At 71.6% G+C, this 16732-nt stretch carries 16 protein-coding genes and 1 pseudogene; 9 read left to right on the top strand and 8 right to left on the bottom strand.

Features of this window, described 5'->3' with window-relative positions:
* Window positions 1-161 precede the first annotated feature (161 nt).
* The 6 genes and pseudogenes from ACIPYW_RS10910 to ACIPYW_RS10935 all read right to left on the bottom strand — a co-directional run bounded on the left by ACIPYW_RS10910 (window position 162) and on the right by ACIPYW_RS10935 (window position 6141).
* Window positions 162-1616 (bottom strand): MFS transporter, encoded by a 1455-nt coding sequence (locus ACIPYW_RS10910; RefSeq protein ID WP_400413279.1) that lies wholly within the window; start codon window positions 1614-1616, stop codon window positions 162-164.
* 280 nt (window positions 1617-1896) lie between these two features.
* A pseudogene (gene ribA, locus ACIPYW_RS10915) lies at window positions 1897-2526 on the bottom strand (GTP cyclohydrolase II); the annotation flags it as partial.
* Between the two features lie 23 nt (window positions 2527-2549).
* Window positions 2550-3584 (bottom strand): bifunctional diaminohydroxyphosphoribosylaminopyrimidine deaminase/5-amino-6-(5-phosphoribosylamino)uracil reductase RibD, encoded by a 1035-nt coding sequence (gene ribD, locus ACIPYW_RS10920; protein ID WP_400413609.1) that lies wholly within the window; start codon window positions 3582-3584, stop codon window positions 2550-2552.
* Between the two features lie 90 nt (window positions 3585-3674).
* Window positions 3675-4247 (bottom strand): GNAT family N-acetyltransferase, encoded by a 573-nt coding sequence (locus ACIPYW_RS10925; protein WP_400413282.1) that lies wholly within the window; start codon window positions 4245-4247, stop codon window positions 3675-3677.
* A gap of 7 nt (window positions 4248-4254) precedes the next feature.
* Entirely contained in the window at window positions 4255-5265 is a 1011-nt protein-coding gene (gene trpS, locus ACIPYW_RS10930) for a tryptophan--tRNA ligase (protein ID WP_400413284.1), read from the bottom strand.
* A 33-nt stretch (window positions 5266-5298) separates the two neighbouring features.
* A complete protein-coding gene (locus ACIPYW_RS10935) occupies window positions 5299-6141 on the bottom strand; it encodes an exodeoxyribonuclease III (RefSeq protein WP_400413287.1) in 843 nt (280 codons plus the stop codon).
* A 54-nt stretch (window positions 6142-6195) separates the two neighbouring features.
* Between ACIPYW_RS10935 and ACIPYW_RS10940 the strand changes: the two genes are divergently transcribed.
* The gene (locus tag ACIPYW_RS10940; RefSeq protein WP_290131290.1) at window positions 6196-6534 is read left to right on the top strand and encodes a hypothetical protein; all 339 of its coding nucleotides are present in this window, start codon (window positions 6196-6198) and stop codon (window positions 6532-6534) included.
* A gap of 58 nt (window positions 6535-6592) precedes the next feature.
* Window positions 6593-7693 carry a tetratricopeptide repeat protein gene (locus tag ACIPYW_RS10945; RefSeq protein ID WP_400413290.1) on the top strand — a complete coding sequence of 367 codons (1101 nt, stop codon included), beginning with the start codon at window positions 6593-6595 and terminating at the stop codon, window positions 7691-7693.
* 113 nt (window positions 7694-7806) lie between these two features.
* Here ACIPYW_RS10945 and ACIPYW_RS10950 read toward each other — a convergent pair whose 3' ends face one another.
* The gene (locus ACIPYW_RS10950; protein WP_022904964.1) at window positions 7807-8079 is read right to left on the bottom strand and encodes an HPr family phosphocarrier protein; all 273 of its coding nucleotides are present in this window, start codon (window positions 8077-8079) and stop codon (window positions 7807-7809) included.
* 72 nt (window positions 8080-8151) lie between these two features.
* On the bottom strand, window positions 8152-8922 hold the full coding sequence (locus tag ACIPYW_RS10955; RefSeq protein WP_290134215.1) for a DeoR/GlpR family DNA-binding transcription regulator: 771 nt from the start codon (window positions 8920-8922) through the stop codon (window positions 8152-8154).
* Between the two features lie 263 nt (window positions 8923-9185).
* Here ACIPYW_RS10955 and ptsP point away from each other — a divergent pair, with 263 nt between their 5' ends.
* The 7 genes from ptsP (at window position 9186) to ACIPYW_RS10990 (ending at window position 16694) form a co-directional block, all read left to right on the top strand.
* Complete coding sequence (gene ptsP / locus ACIPYW_RS10960) at window positions 9186-10841, top strand: phosphoenolpyruvate--protein phosphotransferase (protein ID WP_400413292.1); 1656 nt, start codon at window positions 9186-9188, stop codon at window positions 10839-10841.
* A 73-nt stretch (window positions 10842-10914) separates the two neighbouring features.
* Window positions 10915-12462 (top strand): PTS mannitol transporter subunit IICB, encoded by a 1548-nt coding sequence (locus tag ACIPYW_RS10965; protein WP_400413294.1) that lies wholly within the window; start codon window positions 10915-10917, stop codon window positions 12460-12462.
* Window positions 12463-12547: 85 nt separating this feature from the next.
* Window positions 12548-12985: a PTS sugar transporter subunit IIA gene (locus ACIPYW_RS10970; protein WP_022907882.1), complete on the top strand. Its 438-nt coding sequence runs from the start codon at window positions 12548-12550 to the stop codon at window positions 12983-12985.
* The gene (locus tag ACIPYW_RS10975) at window positions 12982-14139 is read left to right on the top strand and encodes a mannitol-1-phosphate 5-dehydrogenase (protein ID WP_400413297.1); all 1158 of its coding nucleotides are present in this window, start codon (window positions 12982-12984) and stop codon (window positions 14137-14139) included. Before ACIPYW_RS10970 ends, ACIPYW_RS10975 begins: the two co-directional genes overlap by 4 nt.
* Window positions 14140-14268: 129 nt before the next feature.
* Window positions 14269-15213: an NADP-dependent oxidoreductase gene (locus tag ACIPYW_RS10980; protein WP_400413300.1), complete on the top strand. Its 945-nt coding sequence runs from the start codon at window positions 14269-14271 to the stop codon at window positions 15211-15213.
* Between the two features lie 114 nt (window positions 15214-15327).
* Complete coding sequence (locus tag ACIPYW_RS10985) at window positions 15328-15945, top strand: DUF805 domain-containing protein (RefSeq protein WP_400413302.1); 618 nt, start codon at window positions 15328-15330, stop codon at window positions 15943-15945.
* An 89-nt stretch (window positions 15946-16034) separates the two neighbouring features.
* Window positions 16035-16694 carry a DUF805 domain-containing protein gene (locus ACIPYW_RS10990; protein ID WP_400413305.1) on the top strand — a complete coding sequence of 220 codons (660 nt, stop codon included), beginning with the start codon at window positions 16035-16037 and terminating at the stop codon, window positions 16692-16694.
* Window positions 16695-16732 lie beyond the last annotated feature (38 nt).

Genomic DNA, 16732 nt, shown 5'->3' on the forward strand with positions numbered 1-16732 from the left:
TGTGTCACCCGGGGTGGCCGGTGCGGGGCGGCCCCGGCCCGCGCGGATGCGGGCGTTTGGGGGGGGCGGCCCGGCCCCCCCCCCCCCCCCCCCCGCCGGCGGGGGGGGGGGGGCCCCGCGGCCCCCGCGCCTCCCGTCCCTGACGTGCGCACCCGGGTGCGTTACGGGGCGAGGCTCCCCGAGGAGCGCACGTGGCCGTCGCCGGCCGCCGCGTCGGCGGGGACGCCGAGCACGCGCTCGGCCTCGGCCTCGCCGAAGTCCGCGTGCCGCGTCTCCTTGACGAAGAAGAGCGCGACGAGCGTCACGACCGCGGCGATGGTCAGGTAGAGCCCGACGAGGAAGATGTTCCCGTCGGCCTTCCACAGCGCGAGCGCCACGGTCGGGGCGAGCGACGCACCGAGGATCGACGCGACGTTGTACGCCACCGCCGAACCCGTGTACCGGACGTTCGTCGGGAACAGCTCCGGCAGTAGGGCGCCCATCGGCCCGAACGTCAGGCCCATGAGCGACAGACCGACGATCAGGAAGGTGACGACGGTGATCGGCCCGTGCGAGGCGGCGAACCAGATCTGGAACGTCAGGCCGAACACGGCGATGCCAGCGGTGGTCCACAGGAGCGTCGACCGGCGGCCGAACCGGTCCGCGAGGAACCCGGCGACCGGGGTGAGGATGCCGAAGAACACCACGCCGATCATGAGCAGCGTCAGGAACTCGCCGCGGGAGTACCCGAGGCCGATCTTCGGGACGAGGGGACCGGCCGTGGCGCCCGTGGTGCCGTAGGTCAGCGTGAACGTCGTCATGAAGTAGAAGAGCACGTAGGTCGCGACCATGCCGAACGTCCCCACGATGAGCGGTCGCCACGAGGTGCGGAACACCCGGGCCAGCGGGACCTTCGCGACCGTGCCGGACTCCTGCACGCCGCGGAAGACGGTCGACTCCACGAGCTTGAACCGCACGTAGAGACCGACGATCACGAGGACGGCGGAGAGCAGGAACGGGATGCGCCAGCCCCACGCCTGGAAGTCGGCGTTCGCCGTGCCGTCCGCGCCGGCGGGCATCGCGGCGTTGATGGCGATGAAGAGCCCGTTCGCGAGCAGGAAGCCGATCGGGGCGCCGAGCTGGGGGAGCGAGCCGAACACGCCGCGCTTGCCCTTCGGGGCGTTCTCGGTCGCGAGCAGCGCCGCACCGGACCACTCGCCACCGAGCCCGACGCCCTGTGCGAAGCGCATGACGGCGAGCAGGACGGGCGCCCAGATGCCGATCGAGTCGAACGTCGGCAGGCAGCCGATGAGGAACGTCGCCGTGCCCATCACGAGCAGCGAGGCGACGAGCGTGGCCTTGCGGCCGATGCGGTCACCGAAGTGGCCGAAGATGATCGAGCCGACGGGTCGGGCGAAGAACGCGAGGGCGAACGTCACGAACGACGACAGCTGCGAGGCGGTCGGGTCCTCGTTCGGGAAGAACAGCGTCGGGAAGACGAGGACCGCCGCGGTCGCGTAGACGTAGAAGTCGTAGAACTCGATGGAGGTCCCGACGAGGCTGGCGATGACGACGCGGGAGCGCGGGTTGCCTGCGGGTGCCGGGGTGGTCGTGCTGGGTGCCGATGCGGCTGACATGCGTGTGTGGTGACTCCGAGGGGAGCACCCGGGAGGGGTGCAGCGGTGTTCCGGACGGCGGACACCGGTCGGTTCGCGCAGGTGGCGCGTCGCCGATCGGGTGCGTTCGGTGAGTGGTTGACCGCTTGTGACGGGGGCTCACAGCCTACGACAGATGTCGCTTTCCTGCGAATCCGCAGAGAACGAACGGCCGGGAGGCGCGGTGCACGTCGTCCGTGCTCCGCGCCTCCCGGGGGTGGTCGCGCTGGTGCGCGCCGTGGTCGCGCTGGTGCGCGGTCGCTCAGCTCGCGGCGCCGGCCTCGAGGTGGGCGGGCAGCTGGTGGCCCATGCGGTCCCGCTTGGTGTCGAGGTAGCCCGCGTTCTGCGCGGAGATGCCGACGACGAGCGGCACGAGCGACTCGACCGCGATGCCGTGCTCCTCGAGCTGCCGGCGCTTCTCCGGGTTGTTCGAGAGGAGGCGGACGCTCGTGATCCCGAGGTCGGCGAGGATGCCCGCGGCGCCCCCGTACTCGCGCGAGTCGGCGGGCAACCCGAGCGCGAGGTTCGCGTCGAGGGTGTCGAGCCCGTCCTCCTGGAGGCGGTAGGCCTTGAGCTTGTTGATCAGGCCGATGCCGCGTCCCTCCTGCCCACGGAGGTAGACGACCACGCCGCCCTCGGACGCGATCGTGTCGAGCGCCGCGTCGAGCTGCGGTCCGCACTCGCACTTCAGCGATCCGAAGGCTTCGCCGGTCAGGCACTCCGAGTGCACCCGCACGAGCGCACCGTCGCCCGGGCGTGAGCCGTCGGGGAGCGTTCCGATGATGGCGACGTGCTCGGCGCCCGTGACGAGGTCGCGGTAGGCGCGCATCTCGAACGTGCCGTGGGTGGTCGGGACGTTCGTGGACACCTCGAACTGGACCGGGCTCCCCGGCGTGGGGGAGGTCAGTGCGTCGGTCATCGTGTGCTCCGGTCGTTCTGGGGCGCCGTCCCAGGGTGCGCGGCGCCGTGCGGCCGGGCCCGGACCAGGAGGTCGGGACCCAGACTGGTGGTCGATGTTACGTCCAACCGCAGGCGGTCGGTCATGCTTCCCACGCCGAGGTCGTCGACCGCGACGCGGGGTCCGCCGAGCAGCACGGGGGCGACGTAGACGAGGTACTCGTCCACGAGGCCGGCCGCGATGAGCGCGGAGGTCAGGGTGGGGCCGCCCTCGACGAAGACCGAGTGCACGCCGTGGTCGCGGAGGGCCGCCAGGGACGCCGCGAGGTCGTGCCCCGGCAGTGTGACGAGGCCGCGCGGGTGCCGGCGGAGCGCGGCGGTGCCCGGGACCGGTCGGTCGCCGAAGACCACCGGGAGGGGCTGGTCGGCGAGGAGCTCACCCGCATCGCCCCGTGCGGTGAGGGAGGGGTCGTCGGCGAGCACGGTGCCGGTGCCGACGAGGATCGCGTCGTGCGCCGCCCGCTGTTCGTGGACGTGCTGGCGTGCGGCGGCACCGGTGATCCACTGGCTGGTCCCGTCGGCCGCTGCAGCGCGTCCGTCGAGGCTCGACGCCCACTTCGCGGTCACCCACGGGCGACCGAGCCGGACCGAGAGCAGCCAGCGCTCGAGGAACGTCTCGGCCTCGGCGGCGAGGACCCCGGACACGACGTCGACGCCGGCGGCGCGGAGCCGGTCGGCGCCGCCGTGCACGTGCGCCCCCGGGTCGTCGATCGCGTACACGACGCGGCCGATGCCGGCCTCGACGAGGGCGAGTGCGCAGGGGCCTGTCCGCCCGGTGTGGTTGCACGGCTCCAGGGTCACGACGGCGGTCGCGCCGCGGAGCAGTGCCGGGTCGACCTTCGCCATCGCGTCGACCTCGGCGTGCGGCGTGCCGGCGCCCTTGTGCCAGCCCTCGGCGAGGACCGTGCCGTCGGGGGAGAGGATCACCGCTCCGACCCGAGCGTGGTCGCCGACGGCGGGGCCGAGCGCCGCGATCTCGAGGCCGCGGCGCATCGCCCGGACCTCGGCCGGGGTCGCGGTTCCGGAGGGGGTGCTGGTCACTCCTCGACACTACCGACGACAAGTCGGTGACACGTCATCGAACTACACGCTGTGGGCGAACGACGCTGTGGGCCATGACAGGTCGGACGCCGGCGCGCCGTCCGCACGACGCCGCGCGTGCCACGCGGGTGTGGGGCCGCCGTCACTACCGGGGTTCGCCGCCGGACCGCTCCCCGTGAAGGAGAACCCCGCGGCCCGGGCGACCGCTGCGGAGGCGGTGTTGCCCTCGTAGCACTCCCACGCGACGTCGGGAGCGCCCTGCTCGAACGCCCACGTCACCACGAGCTCGAGGGCGTCGTGCACGAGCCCGGCGCCACGTGCGGCGGGTGCGAGCCAGAACCCGACGTCACGCCGCTCGGTCCGGTACCCGATCACGCCCTCGAGCAGGGCGGAGCCGCTGCGCCGGATCGCCCAGGTGTACTCCCGGTCCGACGCCCATCCCGGGCCGACGAGGGCGTCCACGAAGGACCGCGCGTGCTCGGGTCCGTACGGTCGCGGCACGGTCGTCCAGCGCGCGACGTCGGGGTCCTGGCAGCCGGCGACGATGGCTGCCGTGTCCGCGCGGGTGGGCACGTCGAGGCGCACCCGCGCGGACTCGAGGACGACCGGGATCACGTCGTGCTCAGCTGCGGACGCGCGGGACGAACCCGATGCGGTCGTACACGCGCGCGAGGGTCTGCTGCGCGATCGACTCCGCACGGTCGGCACCGACGGCGAGGAGCCGGTCGAGCTCCGCCGGGTCGTCGAGGAGTTCGAGCGTGCGGGTACGCACGGGCTCGAGCTCGGCGACGACCGCGTCGGCCACCTCGCCCTTCAGGTCGCCGTACCCCTTTCCCTGGAAGGACGCCTCGAGGTCGGCCACGGGGGTGCCCGTGAACGCCGACAGGATCGACAGCAGGTTCGTCACACCGGGCTTCGCCTGGCGGTCGGCCCGGATCTCGCGCTCGGTGTCGGTGACCGCCGAGCGGATCTTCTTCGCGGTGCGCTTCGGATCGTCGAGCAGTCGGATGAGCCCGTTGTCGGACGCCGCCGACTTGCTCATCTTGTTCGTCGGGTCCTGGAGGTCGTAGATGCGGGCCGTGTCGGTGAGGATCCGGGCCTCGGGAACGACGAACGTGTCGCCGAACCGCGAGTTGAACCGCCCGGCGAGGTCGCGCGTCAGCTCCACGTGCTGCCGCTGGTCGTCGCCGACGGGGACGACCTTCGTGTCGTACAGCAGGATGTCCGCCGCCATGAGGATCGGGTAGGTGAAGAGCCCGACCGAGGCCGCGTCGGCACCCTGACGGGCCGACTTGTCCTTGAACTGGGTCATCCGGCTGGCCTCGCCGAAGCCGGTGAGGGTGTTGAGCACCCAGGCGAGCTCGGCGTGTGCGGGCACCTGCGACTGGACGAAGAGCGTCGCCTTCGACGGGTCGATGCCCGACGCGATGTACTGCGCCGCCGTGGCACGGGTGTTCGCCCGGAGCTCGGCCGGGTCCTGCGCGGTGGTGATCGCGTGCATGTCGACGACGCAGTAGATGGCGTCGTGGTCGTCGAGCAGCGTCCGCCACTGCATGAGCGCGCCGATGTAGTTGCCGAGGTGGAGGGATCCGGCCGAGGGCTGGATGCCGGAGAAGATGCGGGTCGTGGTCATGCTGGTGTCCTGTTGCGCTGGAGCGGGAGGGGATCAGATCTCGTAGTCGACGACCACGGGGGCGTGGTCGGACCATCGCTGGTCGTACGCCGCGGCGCGGTCGACCGTGTAGTGCGAGACCTTCTCGGCGAGTTCGGGGGTGGCGACGTGGTAGTCGATGCGCCAACCGGAGTCGTTGTCGAACGCCTGACCGCGCCACGACCACCAGGTGTACGGGCCGTCGACGTCTCCGGCCTGCTCGCGGCCGACGTCGACCCAGCCCAGCCCCGTGCCGGTGGACCCGTCAGCGCCCTCGACCGGCTCGCCCTCGGCACCGAAGAACCGGGAGAAGTAGGCGCGCTCGCGGGGGAGGAACCCGGCCCGCTTCACGTTGCCCTTCCAGTTCTTGATGTCGCGCTCGTCGTGCCCGACGTTGAGGTCACCCACGACGACCGCGAGCGGGTTGTGCGCCCGGAGCTCCGGGAGTCGCTCGGTCATCGCGTCGAGGAACTTCCACTTCTCGTCCTGCTTCGGGGTGTCGACCTCGCCCGAGTGCACGTACGTCGACACGACCGTCACCGTGGTGCCGTCGATCTCGTAGTCGGCCTCGAGCCAGCGGCCGGCGGAGTCGAACTCCTCCGCCCCCAGCGCGACACGGTGGATCTGCGCCCGGTGCCGGGAAGCGATCGCGACGCCCGCGCGGCCCTTCGCCGAGGCGGGGTCGTGCACGATGTCCCACTCGTCGCCGAGGAGCCCCGCGAGGTCGTCGCTCGACGCACGGACCTCCTGCAGGGCGAGGACGTCGACGTCGCGCGTGGCGAGCCAGTCGCCCATGCCCTTCCGGAACGCGGCACGGACGCCGTTCACGTTGACGGATGCGAGGCGCAGGCGTGTCATGCCGCCCAGCCTATCGGCGGCCACGGACAGCCCCGCCCGCCGTAGGCTCCGGCAATGACCGTCGTGCTGACCGTGGGCGAGCTGCTCGCCGCGTTCCGACCCGTGGCCGAGCAGATGCTGCGCCCGGACGAGTTCCGCGGAGCGGAGTTCTGGGTGTACACCGACTGGTCCGAACGACTCCGCCGAGTAGTCGAGACGGAGGTCGCCGACGAGGGGATGGCCCTCGCATGGTCGATCGCCGGAGACGACGGGGATTCGTGGCTCTGGCTCGGCGAGGGGGAGCAGGAGATGCTGCTGAAGATGGCCGACGACCTGCAGGACTTCATCGCCGAGAGCAGCTTCGCGTGGGGCGAGCTGCGCCCGATCCCGCCGATCCCGCCAGCGCGCTCGTAGGTCGCGACCCCCGTGCGCGGGCTTGTCCGCCCGCCGGTCGCCCCGCCACGATGAGCCCGTGACCGACCCCGTCGCCGATCCTCCGCCCTGGCGCCACCCGCAGGTCGAGCGTGCCCTCGTGGCGGCCTCGGAACTCCTGGAGCACGGCTGGCCCGAGGACGCCGTCGAGCCACTGACCGGTGCGCTCGCCCTGCACGGCGACGACCCGGAGGTGCTCCGGATCCTCGCGGTCGCGTTCTGGTCGGCCGGTGACCTCGACGCCGCGCGCACGGCAGTCCGCCGGGCGATCACCACCGATCCCGATGACGTCGAGGGGTACCTCCTCGCCGCGCACCTCGCCGAGGAGGCCGACGACGTTGTCGAGGCCCGGTCGGCCTGGGCGGCAGCCGTCGAGCTCGTCCCGAGCGACGGCGGCCTGGCGGCAGCGCAGCTCGTCCTCGACCTCCGCACCGGACAGGTGGACGCGGCGACCTACGCCGCCGCGACCCGGGCCGCCACCGCGCACCCGCAGCACGCACAGGTGAACCTCGCCCTCGCATGGCTGGCCGCCCGCGAGGGCTACCCGGTCACCGCCGAGCGCGCCCTCGTCGCCGCGGTGGCGGCGACCCCCGCGGACCCGTGGCCCCGCTGGCAGCTCCTCCGAGCACGCGAACGCCGTGGCAGCACGATCGCAGTGCTCGCCGACGCCGCACTCGTCCTCGCGGAGCACCCTGACGCGGCCGGCCCGCTCGGCGCGTTCCGTCGTGCCGTCGTCCGTCTGGCGTCGCTGGGGACGGCGTTCATCGTCGTCGGTCTCGTGCTCGCCGGCACCGTGGGGGTACTCGTCGGCATGGTGGTCGACGACCCCCTGCCCCCCGAGCTGTGCTGCGCGGCGTTGATCGTCGGAGTGGTCCTCGCCCAGGTCGCGGTGCTCCGCCGGCTCGGTCGGGCGCTCCCGACGGGGTGGCGGCCGTTCGTGGGGCTGGTCCGGCGTCGAGTGCCCGGCGTCGTGGTCGTCCCCGTCCTGCAGGCGGCGACGCTCGTCGCGGCAGGCGTCCTGCTCGTGCTCGCCGGCACGGGTGCCCCGGGGCTCGCGGACGGTGTGGCCGCAGCCGCGGCCGGAGGTGCGCTCGTCGCGGCCATGGGCACGGCGGGGTTCCTGGGACGCTGGTACGCGTGATCGGTCCCCGCGCGGCTGCGGCGGTGACCGGATGACGGACGGGAGGCGCGCTGCCAGCCGGCACCGCGCCTCCCGTCGGTCGGGTGGTCGCGTCGAGGACGCGACCTGCCTGATCAGGCCGCGTCGTGGTCCGTCTGCAGGAACTCGACGAGGTCGTCGGCGGTCTTCTCGGCGTCGTCGCCCGACACCGTGAGGGTGACCTCGTCGCCGTTCTCGATGCCGAGGCCGAGCAGCGCGAGGATGCTGCCGGCGTTGCCGGACTTGTCGCCCTTCGCGATGGTGACCTGGTGGCCGGACGCGGTCACGGTCTGGACGAACAGGGACGCGGGGCGGGCGTGCAGGCCGGACGCGCTGGCGACGGTGACGGTGCGGGTGGCTTCGGACATCGAATGGACTCCTGTCGATGGGTGGTGGCGCTCATGGTAGCGAGCGTCGGGTGGGGCTGGTCCTGGCAGCGGTCAGGAACGACCGGGCCAGAACACCTCGGTGCCGGCGGCCTCGACCTCGCGGACGAGGTCGGCGTTCACACCGGGGTCGGTGATGATCGTGTCGATCGCGGCGAGGGGTGCGACGCGGCCGAACTCCTCGCGGCCGAACTTCGTGTGGTCGGCGAGCAGGATGCTCCGCCGGGCCGACTTGATCATGGCGGACTTCACGGCGGCCTCGGCCATGTTGTGCGTCGTGAGGCCGCGCTCGGGCGTGATGCCGTTGATGCTGATGAACGCGACGTCGACACTCACCATCCCGATGAGCTGGTGCGTCCACGTGCCGACGCCCGCGAGCGAGTCGCTGCGGATGTTGCCGCCGAGGAGGTGGAGGTCGAGGCCCTGCCGGTTCGCGACCGCCATCGCGACGGGCAGTGAGTGCGTCACGACGGTGAGGCCGCGGTCGGTGGGGAGCATCTCGGCGAGGCAGATGGTAGAGGTGCCGGCGTCGATCATGATCGAGCCGTTCTCGGGGAGCTCCTCGAGCGCCGCCTGGGCGATGACCATCTTCTCGGCCTGGTTGATGCCGCCGCGGTCGCCGACCCCGGGGTGGAGCGTGATGCGTTCGACGGGGATCGCGCCGCCGTGCGCCCGTCGGACCAGACCGCGTCGTTCGAGGCTCGTCAGGTCACGGCGGATGGTCTCCGGCGTGACCTCGAGCAGTTCGGCGAGGTCCTTCACGTCGACCCGGCCCTGCGCCCGGGCTTGTTCCACGATGCGCTGGTGGCGCTCGGGTGCGTACATCGTGGGCCTCGTCGTCTCGTGCTGCTCGTGCGGGTGCTCGCTGATCGGGCCGGAACGGACACGCTCGGGCACGTCTCGATCCGGCACGCCCGATCCGTTCTGGTCACCAGACGCAAACGGGCATCTGTTTCTGCATTTTTATCCCCGGATGTGTTTGTTTGTCAACGAGGATCGATGTAGTGTGCTGCCAGTTGCACGACCGCACCACCGAACGCACCACCGCACCGCACCGCTCCACCGCGCGTGAGATGAAGGAGTCTCGAATGCCCGAACTGCTCGGCACCGGCGTCGGCCGTGGCGTCGCCCACGGACCGGTCCTCCGGATGGCAGACCCGCTCGGCGCCCCGTCGCAGGACGCACTCACCGGTTCGGCGGACGACGCGAAGCAGGCCGTGGCCGGGGCGCTCGCCGCGGTGGCCGAGGACCTCAACAAGCGCGGACAGCTCGCCGGCGGCGACGCCCAGGCCGTGCTCGAGGCCCAGGCGCTCATGGCGCAGGACCCGACGCTCCTCGACGACGTGCACGCCCGCATCGACGGCGGCACGAACGCCGAGCGTGCGGTGTTCGAGGCGTTCGGCCAGTTCCGCGACCTCCTCGTCCAGATGGGCGGGTACATGGGGGAGCGCGCAGCCGACCTCGACGACGTCGCCCAGCGCATCATCGCCAAGCTCCGTGGCGTCCCGGCACCCGGGGTCCCCGAGTCGGACACCCCCTTCGTGCTCGTCGCCCGCGACCTCGCGCCGGCCGACACCGCACTCCTCGACCTCGAGAAGGTGCTCGCCCTCGTCACGCGCGACGGCGGCCCGACCTCCCACACCGCGATCCTCGCCCGCGCGAAGGGCATCACCGCGATCGTCGGTGTGACCGGGGCGGACCAGCTCGTCGACGGCACCGAGGTCGTCGTCGACGCCGCCGGGGGCACGGTCGTCACCGATCCGTCCGCCGAACTCGTCGCCGAGGTCGAGCAGCGCATCGCCGACCGGCTCGCCGCCGCCGAGGCCCCCCTCACCGCCGGTGCCCTGGCCGACGGCCACACCGTGCCCCTGCTCGCGAACCTCGGCAGCCCCGCCGACGCCGCGGGCGCCGTCGCTCTCGGTGCGGAGGGCGTGGGGCTCTTCCGCACCGAGTTCCTCTTCCTCGACTCGCCGAAGGCACCGACCGTCGCCGAGCAGCAGGAGTCCTACCGACGCCTGCTCGAGGCGTTCCCCGGCAAGAAGGTCGTCGTCCGCGCGCTCGACGCCGGTGCCGACAAGCCCCTGCCGTTCCTCACCGACAAGGACGAGGAGAACCCGGCCCTCGGTCGCCGCGGCCTCCGAGCCCTCCGGAACCACGAGGAGGTCCTGCGCGACCAGCTCACCGCCCTCGCGCAGGCCGACGCCGAGACCGACGCCGACCTCTGGGTCATGGCCCCGATGGTCGCCGACGCCGAGGAGACCGAGTACTTCGTCGCCCTCGCGCGCGAACTCGGCATCCGGACCGCCGGCGTGATGGCCGAGGTGCCGTCGCTCGCGCTCATGGCCGAGCAGGTGTTCACCTCCGCCGACTTCGTGTCGATCGGCACGAACGACCTGACCCAGTACACGATGGCCGCCGACCGCATGCTCGGCACCGTCGCGTCCTACCAGGACCCGTGGCACCCCGCCGTCCTCCGGCTCGTCGCGCAGCTCGGCTCCGCCGGGGCAGACGCCGGCAAGGCCGTCGGCATCTGCGGCGAGGCTGCGGCCGACCCGCTCCTCGCCGTCGTCCTCGTCGGCCTGGGCGCCACCACCCTGTCCATGACCCCCGCGGCCCTCGCCGACGTGCGCGCCGAACTCGGCAAGCACACGCTCGAACAGGCCCGCGAGATGGCGAAGGCGGCACTCGCCGCGTCGACCGCAGCGGCTGCCAAGTCCGCCGCGGCCGCCGCGCACGCCGTCTAGCCCAGCACCACCGCAGCACAGCAGCACCCCCACCCCTCCACCACTGCAGCACCCATCACAGAAAGCCAGGCACATGACAACGTCGTCCGTTGCAGCGCCCGACGCTCCCGCGAAGTCGCGGGGCGGCGCACGCGTCGCCGTGCAGAAGTTCGGCACCTTCCTCTCCGGCATGGTCATGCCCAACATCGCGATCTTCATCGCGTGGGGCATCATCACCGCCTTCTTCATCCCGGACGGCTGGACCCCGGTCGCCGCGCTGGGTGGGTCCCGTGACGGCAGCGTCGTCGGCGTCGTCGGCCCGATCCTGACCTACCTGATCCCGCTCGCGATCGCGATCCAGGGCGGACGCATGGTCTACGAGACCCGCGGTGCGGTGGTCGGATCGATCTTCGCGATGGGCGTCATCCTCGGCTCCGGCACGACGATGATCCTCGGCGCGATGATCTGCGGCCCGCTCGGCGCGTACCTCGTCAAGCAGATGGACCGTCTCTGGGACGGCAAGATCCGCCCCGGCTTCGAGATGCTCGTGAACAACTACTCCGCGGGCATCCTCGGGTTCGGGTTGTTCATGGCCGGCTTCTTCTGGCTGTCGAAGGTCTTCACCGCGATCGCCGACGGCCTCGGCGTCGCCGTGGAGTTCCTCATCCAGCACTCGCTGCTGCCGCTCGCCAGCATCTTCATCGAGCCCGCGAAGGTGTTCTTCCTCAACAACGCCATCAACCACGGCGTGCTCGACCAGCTCGGCGTCGACCAGGTCAAGGAGTCCGGCAAGAGCATCCTGTTCCTGCTCGAGGCGAACCCCGGCCCGGGCCTCGGCATCCTGCTCGCCTTCACCTTCTTCGGTGTCGGCATCGCCCGCTCGACGGCCCCCGGCGCGATCATCATCCAGTTCTTCGGCGGCATCCACGAGATCTACTTCCCGTACGTGCTGCAGAAGCCGGTCCTGTTCCTCGCGGTCATCCTCGGCGGTGGCACCGGCGTCCTGACCAACGTGATCTTCAACTCGGGCCTGACCGCTCCCGCATCACCGGGTTCGATCATCGCCGTCCTCGGCAACACGCCCCGCGACAGCTTCCTCGGCGTGATCCTCTCGGTGATCCTGTCGGCCGGTGTGTCCTTCGCGGTCGCGTCGTTCTTCCTGCTCGCCACCCGCAAGCGTGACCTCGCCGCGGGCAACGCCGGTGACATGAGCGCCGCGATGGCGAAGCTCCAGGCCAACAAGGGCCGCGACGTCAACGCCGCGACCTCGGGTCTGCTCGGCGGCAACGCGCCCGCCAACGAGGAAGAGGCCGAGGCAACGCTCGGCGGCGTCGGTTCGGCGTCGACCGCGACGGCCACCCGCGTGGAGCACGTCGTGTTCGCCTGCGACGCCGGCATGGGCTCCAGCGCGATGGGTGCCAGCGTCCTCCGCAACAAGGTGAAGAAGGCCGGCATCGAAGGGGTCACGGTCGTCAACAAGGCGATCGCGAACCTGGACGGCACCGAGGACCTCATCATCACGCAGGAGGAGCTCACCGACCGTGCCCGGCAGAAGAACCCGGGGGCGCAGCACGTGTCCGTCGGCAACTTCATGAACGCGCCGCAGTACGACGAGGTCGTCGAACAGCTCAAGAACCAGTAAGCAAGTGCAGTATCGGAGGGGACGGGCCGCGGCTCGTCCCCTCCACACGTCCACGACGCCACGTCACGAAGCAAGGAGAACCCCGATGCCCGTCCTGCAGGAGAGCCAGATCCGGATCCACACCGAGGACACCGCCCCGACGAAGTCGGAGGCGATGAAGGAGGCTGCCGAGATCCTCGAGGCTGCGGGCGCGGTCACCGCGGACTACTACCCGGCGATGCTCGAGCGTGAGAAGAGCGTCTCGACGTACATGGGCAACTTCCTCGCCATCCCGCACGGCACGAACGACGCGAAGGACGCCATCAAGTCGTCGGCGCTCTCGTTCATCCGCTACGCCACCCCGATCGACTGGGACGGCAACCCCGTGCGCTTCGTCGTCGGCATCGCCGGCGTCAACAACGAGCACCTCGACATCCTCTCGAAGATCGCGATCGTGTTCTCCGACGAGGACGAGGTCCAGAAGCTGACCGACGCGCCCGACACCGCCGCGATCCTGTCGATCCTCGGCGAGGTCAACGAGTGAGCGACCGCACCGCCGTCCACTTCGGCGCCGGCAACATCGGCCGCGGTTTCGTCGGCCTGCTCCTGCACGAGGCCGGGTACGAGGTCGTCTTCGCCGACGTCGCCGCGCCGCTCATCGACTCCCTCGCCGCCGCCGACTCGTACACCGTGCACGAGGTCGGTGCCGACGCGAAGGACCACGAGGTCACCGGGTTCCGCGCGCTGAACAGCGCGCAGGACGAGCCGGGCGTCATCGCCGAGGTCGCCGCCGCGGACGTCGTCACCTGCGCCGTCGGCCCCAACGTGCTGAAGTTCATCGCGCCGGTCATCGCGGCGGGTCTGCAGCAGCGCGACGCGGGTGCCCCGCCGCTCGCCGTCATGGCCTGCGAGAACGCGATCAACGCCACCGATCGCCTCCGCGAGTCCATCGTCGAGGCACTGCCCGCCGAGTCCCGCGACCAGGTCCTCGCTAAGGCTGTCTTCGCGAACACGGCCGTCGACCGCATCGTCCCGGCCCAGCCCGAGGGCGCCGGGCTCGACGTCACGGTGGAGACCTACTTCGAGTGGGCCATCGACCGCACGCCGTTCAACGGGTCCGAGCCGGAGATCCCCGGTGCGCACTACGTCGACGGGCTCGCCGCGTCGATCGAGCGCAAGCTCTTCACGGTCAACACCGGCCACGCGACGGTCGCGTACCACGGGTACCTCGCCGGCGCGGACAAGATCGCCGACGCCATCGCGATCCCGGCGGTGCGGTCCGAGCTCGAGTCCGTCCTCGCCGAGACGAGCGACCTGCTCGTCCGTCGCCACGAGCTCGACCCCGAGGTGCACCGCGCCTACGTCGAGGCGATCATCGCCCGGTTCGAGAACCCGCACCTGCCCGACACGGTCACCCGTGTCGGCCGGCAGCCGCTCCGCAAGCTCTCCCGTGACGAGCGGTTCGTCTCGCCGGCAGCGGCCCTCGCCGAGGACGGCACCGAGCCCACGGCGCTCCTCGACGCGATGGGCGCGGCACTCCGCTTCGACGTCGCGGACGACGAGCAGAGCGTCCAGCTCCAGGAGCTGCTGCGGTCGGACAAGGCCGACGGCGAGGTCGCCACGGAGATCACAGGGCTCGACGAGCAGCACCCGCTGCACGCCGCGTTCGTGGACCGGGTGCGTCAGGCGCGCGCCTGACGACGTCCGCGTCTCCCGGACTGGAGGCACGGTGCCAGCTGGCACCGTGCCTCCAGTCCGTTCCGGGGTTGCGACGAGACGCGCCGCTCGGCACGCTCGCACGCAAGCGTGGCGCGTAGCGTCGAGGGCATGACGAAGCACTGGGTGGCACCGCGGTTCGGCGGCAGCGAGGTCCTCGAGTTCATCGACACGGAGGTGCCGGCGCCCGGCCCCGGCGAGGTCACCATCACCGTCCGCGCCGCGGGCATGAACCCGGCCGACACGAAGCACACCCGTCAGGGCGACCCGTCCGACCTGCCGATCGCCGTCGGTTACGAGGTCGCCGGCACCATCAGCGCCGTCGGGCCCGACACCGAGATCGCCTCGGGTGGGGGAGCCGTCGGCGACGAGGTCCTCGCGTTCCGTGTCGAGGGCGGCTGGACCGAGGAACTGACGGTGCCCGCGCGCAACGTCTTCGCGAAGCCCGCGACGCTGGGGTTCCCCGAGGCCGCGAACCTCCTCCTCGCCGGGACCACCGCGGCCGACATGCTCCGGGTCACCCGGGCCTCCGGGAACGACACGGTCCTCGTGCACGGCGCGGCCGGGGCCGTCGGCGTCAGCCTGCTCCAGCAGCTCCGGCTGCTCGGAGCCCGGGTCATCGGGACCGCCTCGGAGCACAACGCCGACGTCGTCGCGGACTTCGGCGGGGAGTGGATCGCCTACGGCGACGGGCTGGAGGATCGCGTCCGCGCGCTCGTCGGCGACGGGACCGGCGACGGTGTCAGCGTGGCGCTCGACTGCGTCGGGACCGACGAGGCGGTCGACGTCTCCCTCGCGCTCGTCGCGGATCGCTCGCGCATCGTGACCATCGCAGCGTTCGGCCGGGCGGAGTCCGACGGCATCCGTGCGGTCGACGGCGCGCAGCCGGTGAGCAAGGCCTTCCGGGACTCGGTGCGGCAGCGGCTCATCGACCTCGCGGGCGACGGGCAGCTCGTCGTGCCGGTTGCCCGGACGTTCCCGCTCGCGGAGGCGAAGGCCGCCGCGGAGCTGCTGGAGTCGCAGCACCCGGGAGGGAAGCTCGCACTCGTCCCCTGATCGGGGGTGTCACACGCCGGACGCGCCCGCGGTGCGTCTGGTTGACTCGGCAGCGCCCCGCGCGATGTGCCGGGGCAACCCGATCCGAACCGCGAGTCAGCAGGGGGACCCCCGATGAGTGACCAGTACCCGCCGCAGAACCCGAACGGGCAGGACCCGTACGGCCAGCAGCATGGCCAGCAGCAGCCGTACGGGCAGCAGCCGCAGTACGGCCAGCCGCAGTACGGGCAGCAGCAGTACGGCCAGCCCACGCCGACCGGTCCGAACGGCGAGCCGCCGCTGTGGGCGCCGTGGTACGGGATCTCGTTCGGTGCCGCCATCAAACGGTTCTTCAAGAAGTACGTCCGCTTCGACGGGCGCGCGAGCCGGAGCGAGTTCTGGTGGTGGTACCTGGCGAACGTCATCGTGTTCGCCGTCCTGTACGCCATCTACGGCATCGGCGCGGCGACGTCCGAGTACCGGACGGTGTCGACGGGCTACTCGACGAGCGCGGTGATGACCGCTCCGTCGGCGCTGTTCGTCATCGGTGGGATCCTGCTCGGACTCTGGGGCCTCGCGACGATCGTGCCGAACATCGCCCTCGCGTGGCGTCGACTCCACGACGCGAACTTCGCGGGACCGTTCTTCTTCCTCGGTCTCATCCCGTTCGTCGGCGGCATCATCCTGCTCGTCCTGTACCTGCTCCCCTCGAAGCCCGAGGGCGCACGATTCGACCAGCCCCAGCGCGGCTGAGCAACGCACGATGACGAACGGCCCTCCCGGGTGTCCGGGAGGGCCGTTCGTCCTCGACACGACGAGTCCGTCCACGGGAGGGCACGACCATGACGAACGACGGCACACCCCAGTGGGGGCCGCCGCAGCAGCCGCCCCAGTACGGGCAGCAGCCGCCCCAGTACGGGCAGCAGCCGCCCCAGTACGGGCAGCAGCCGCCCCAGTACGGGCAGCAGGCGTACGGCCAGCAGCCGTACGGCCAGCCGTACCCGATGTACCAGGCACCACCGCCGATCCCGCTCGGGCCGGACGGCACACCACCGCTGTGGGCGCCTTGGTACGGCATCGGGTTCCTCGACGCATCCACCCGCTTCTTCAAGAAGTACGCGCGCTTCGACGGCCGCGCCAGCCGGAGTGAGTACTGGTACTGGTTCCTCGCGAACGCGATCGTCACACTCGTGCTCATCGGGGCGTTCTACGGCGTGCTCGTCGCGACGATCCTCGGGAGCACCAGGGTCGACGCGTACGGCAACTCCGTCAGCGAGCCCGCACGGGCGCCGATCGCGTTCGTGTTCCTCGGGCTGTGGTTCCTGTGGTGGCTCGCGACCCTCGTGCCGAACATCGCGCTCGGGTGGCGGCGCGTGCACGATGCCGGACTGCCGGGCGCGACCTGGCTCCTGGGCCTCTTCGTCTCCGTCGCGGCGATCGTGCTCGGCTGCCTCGGGTCGAACCCGTCCGGCGCGCAGTACGACCGCCCCGACCTCGGCTAGACCGTCGCCGCGCGATGTCGGTGCAGATCGGCGGCGCA

This window comes from Curtobacterium sp. NPDC089689 (assembly GCF_044749145.1).
Classification (GTDB): Bacteria; Actinomycetota; Actinomycetes; order Actinomycetales; family Microbacteriaceae; genus Curtobacterium.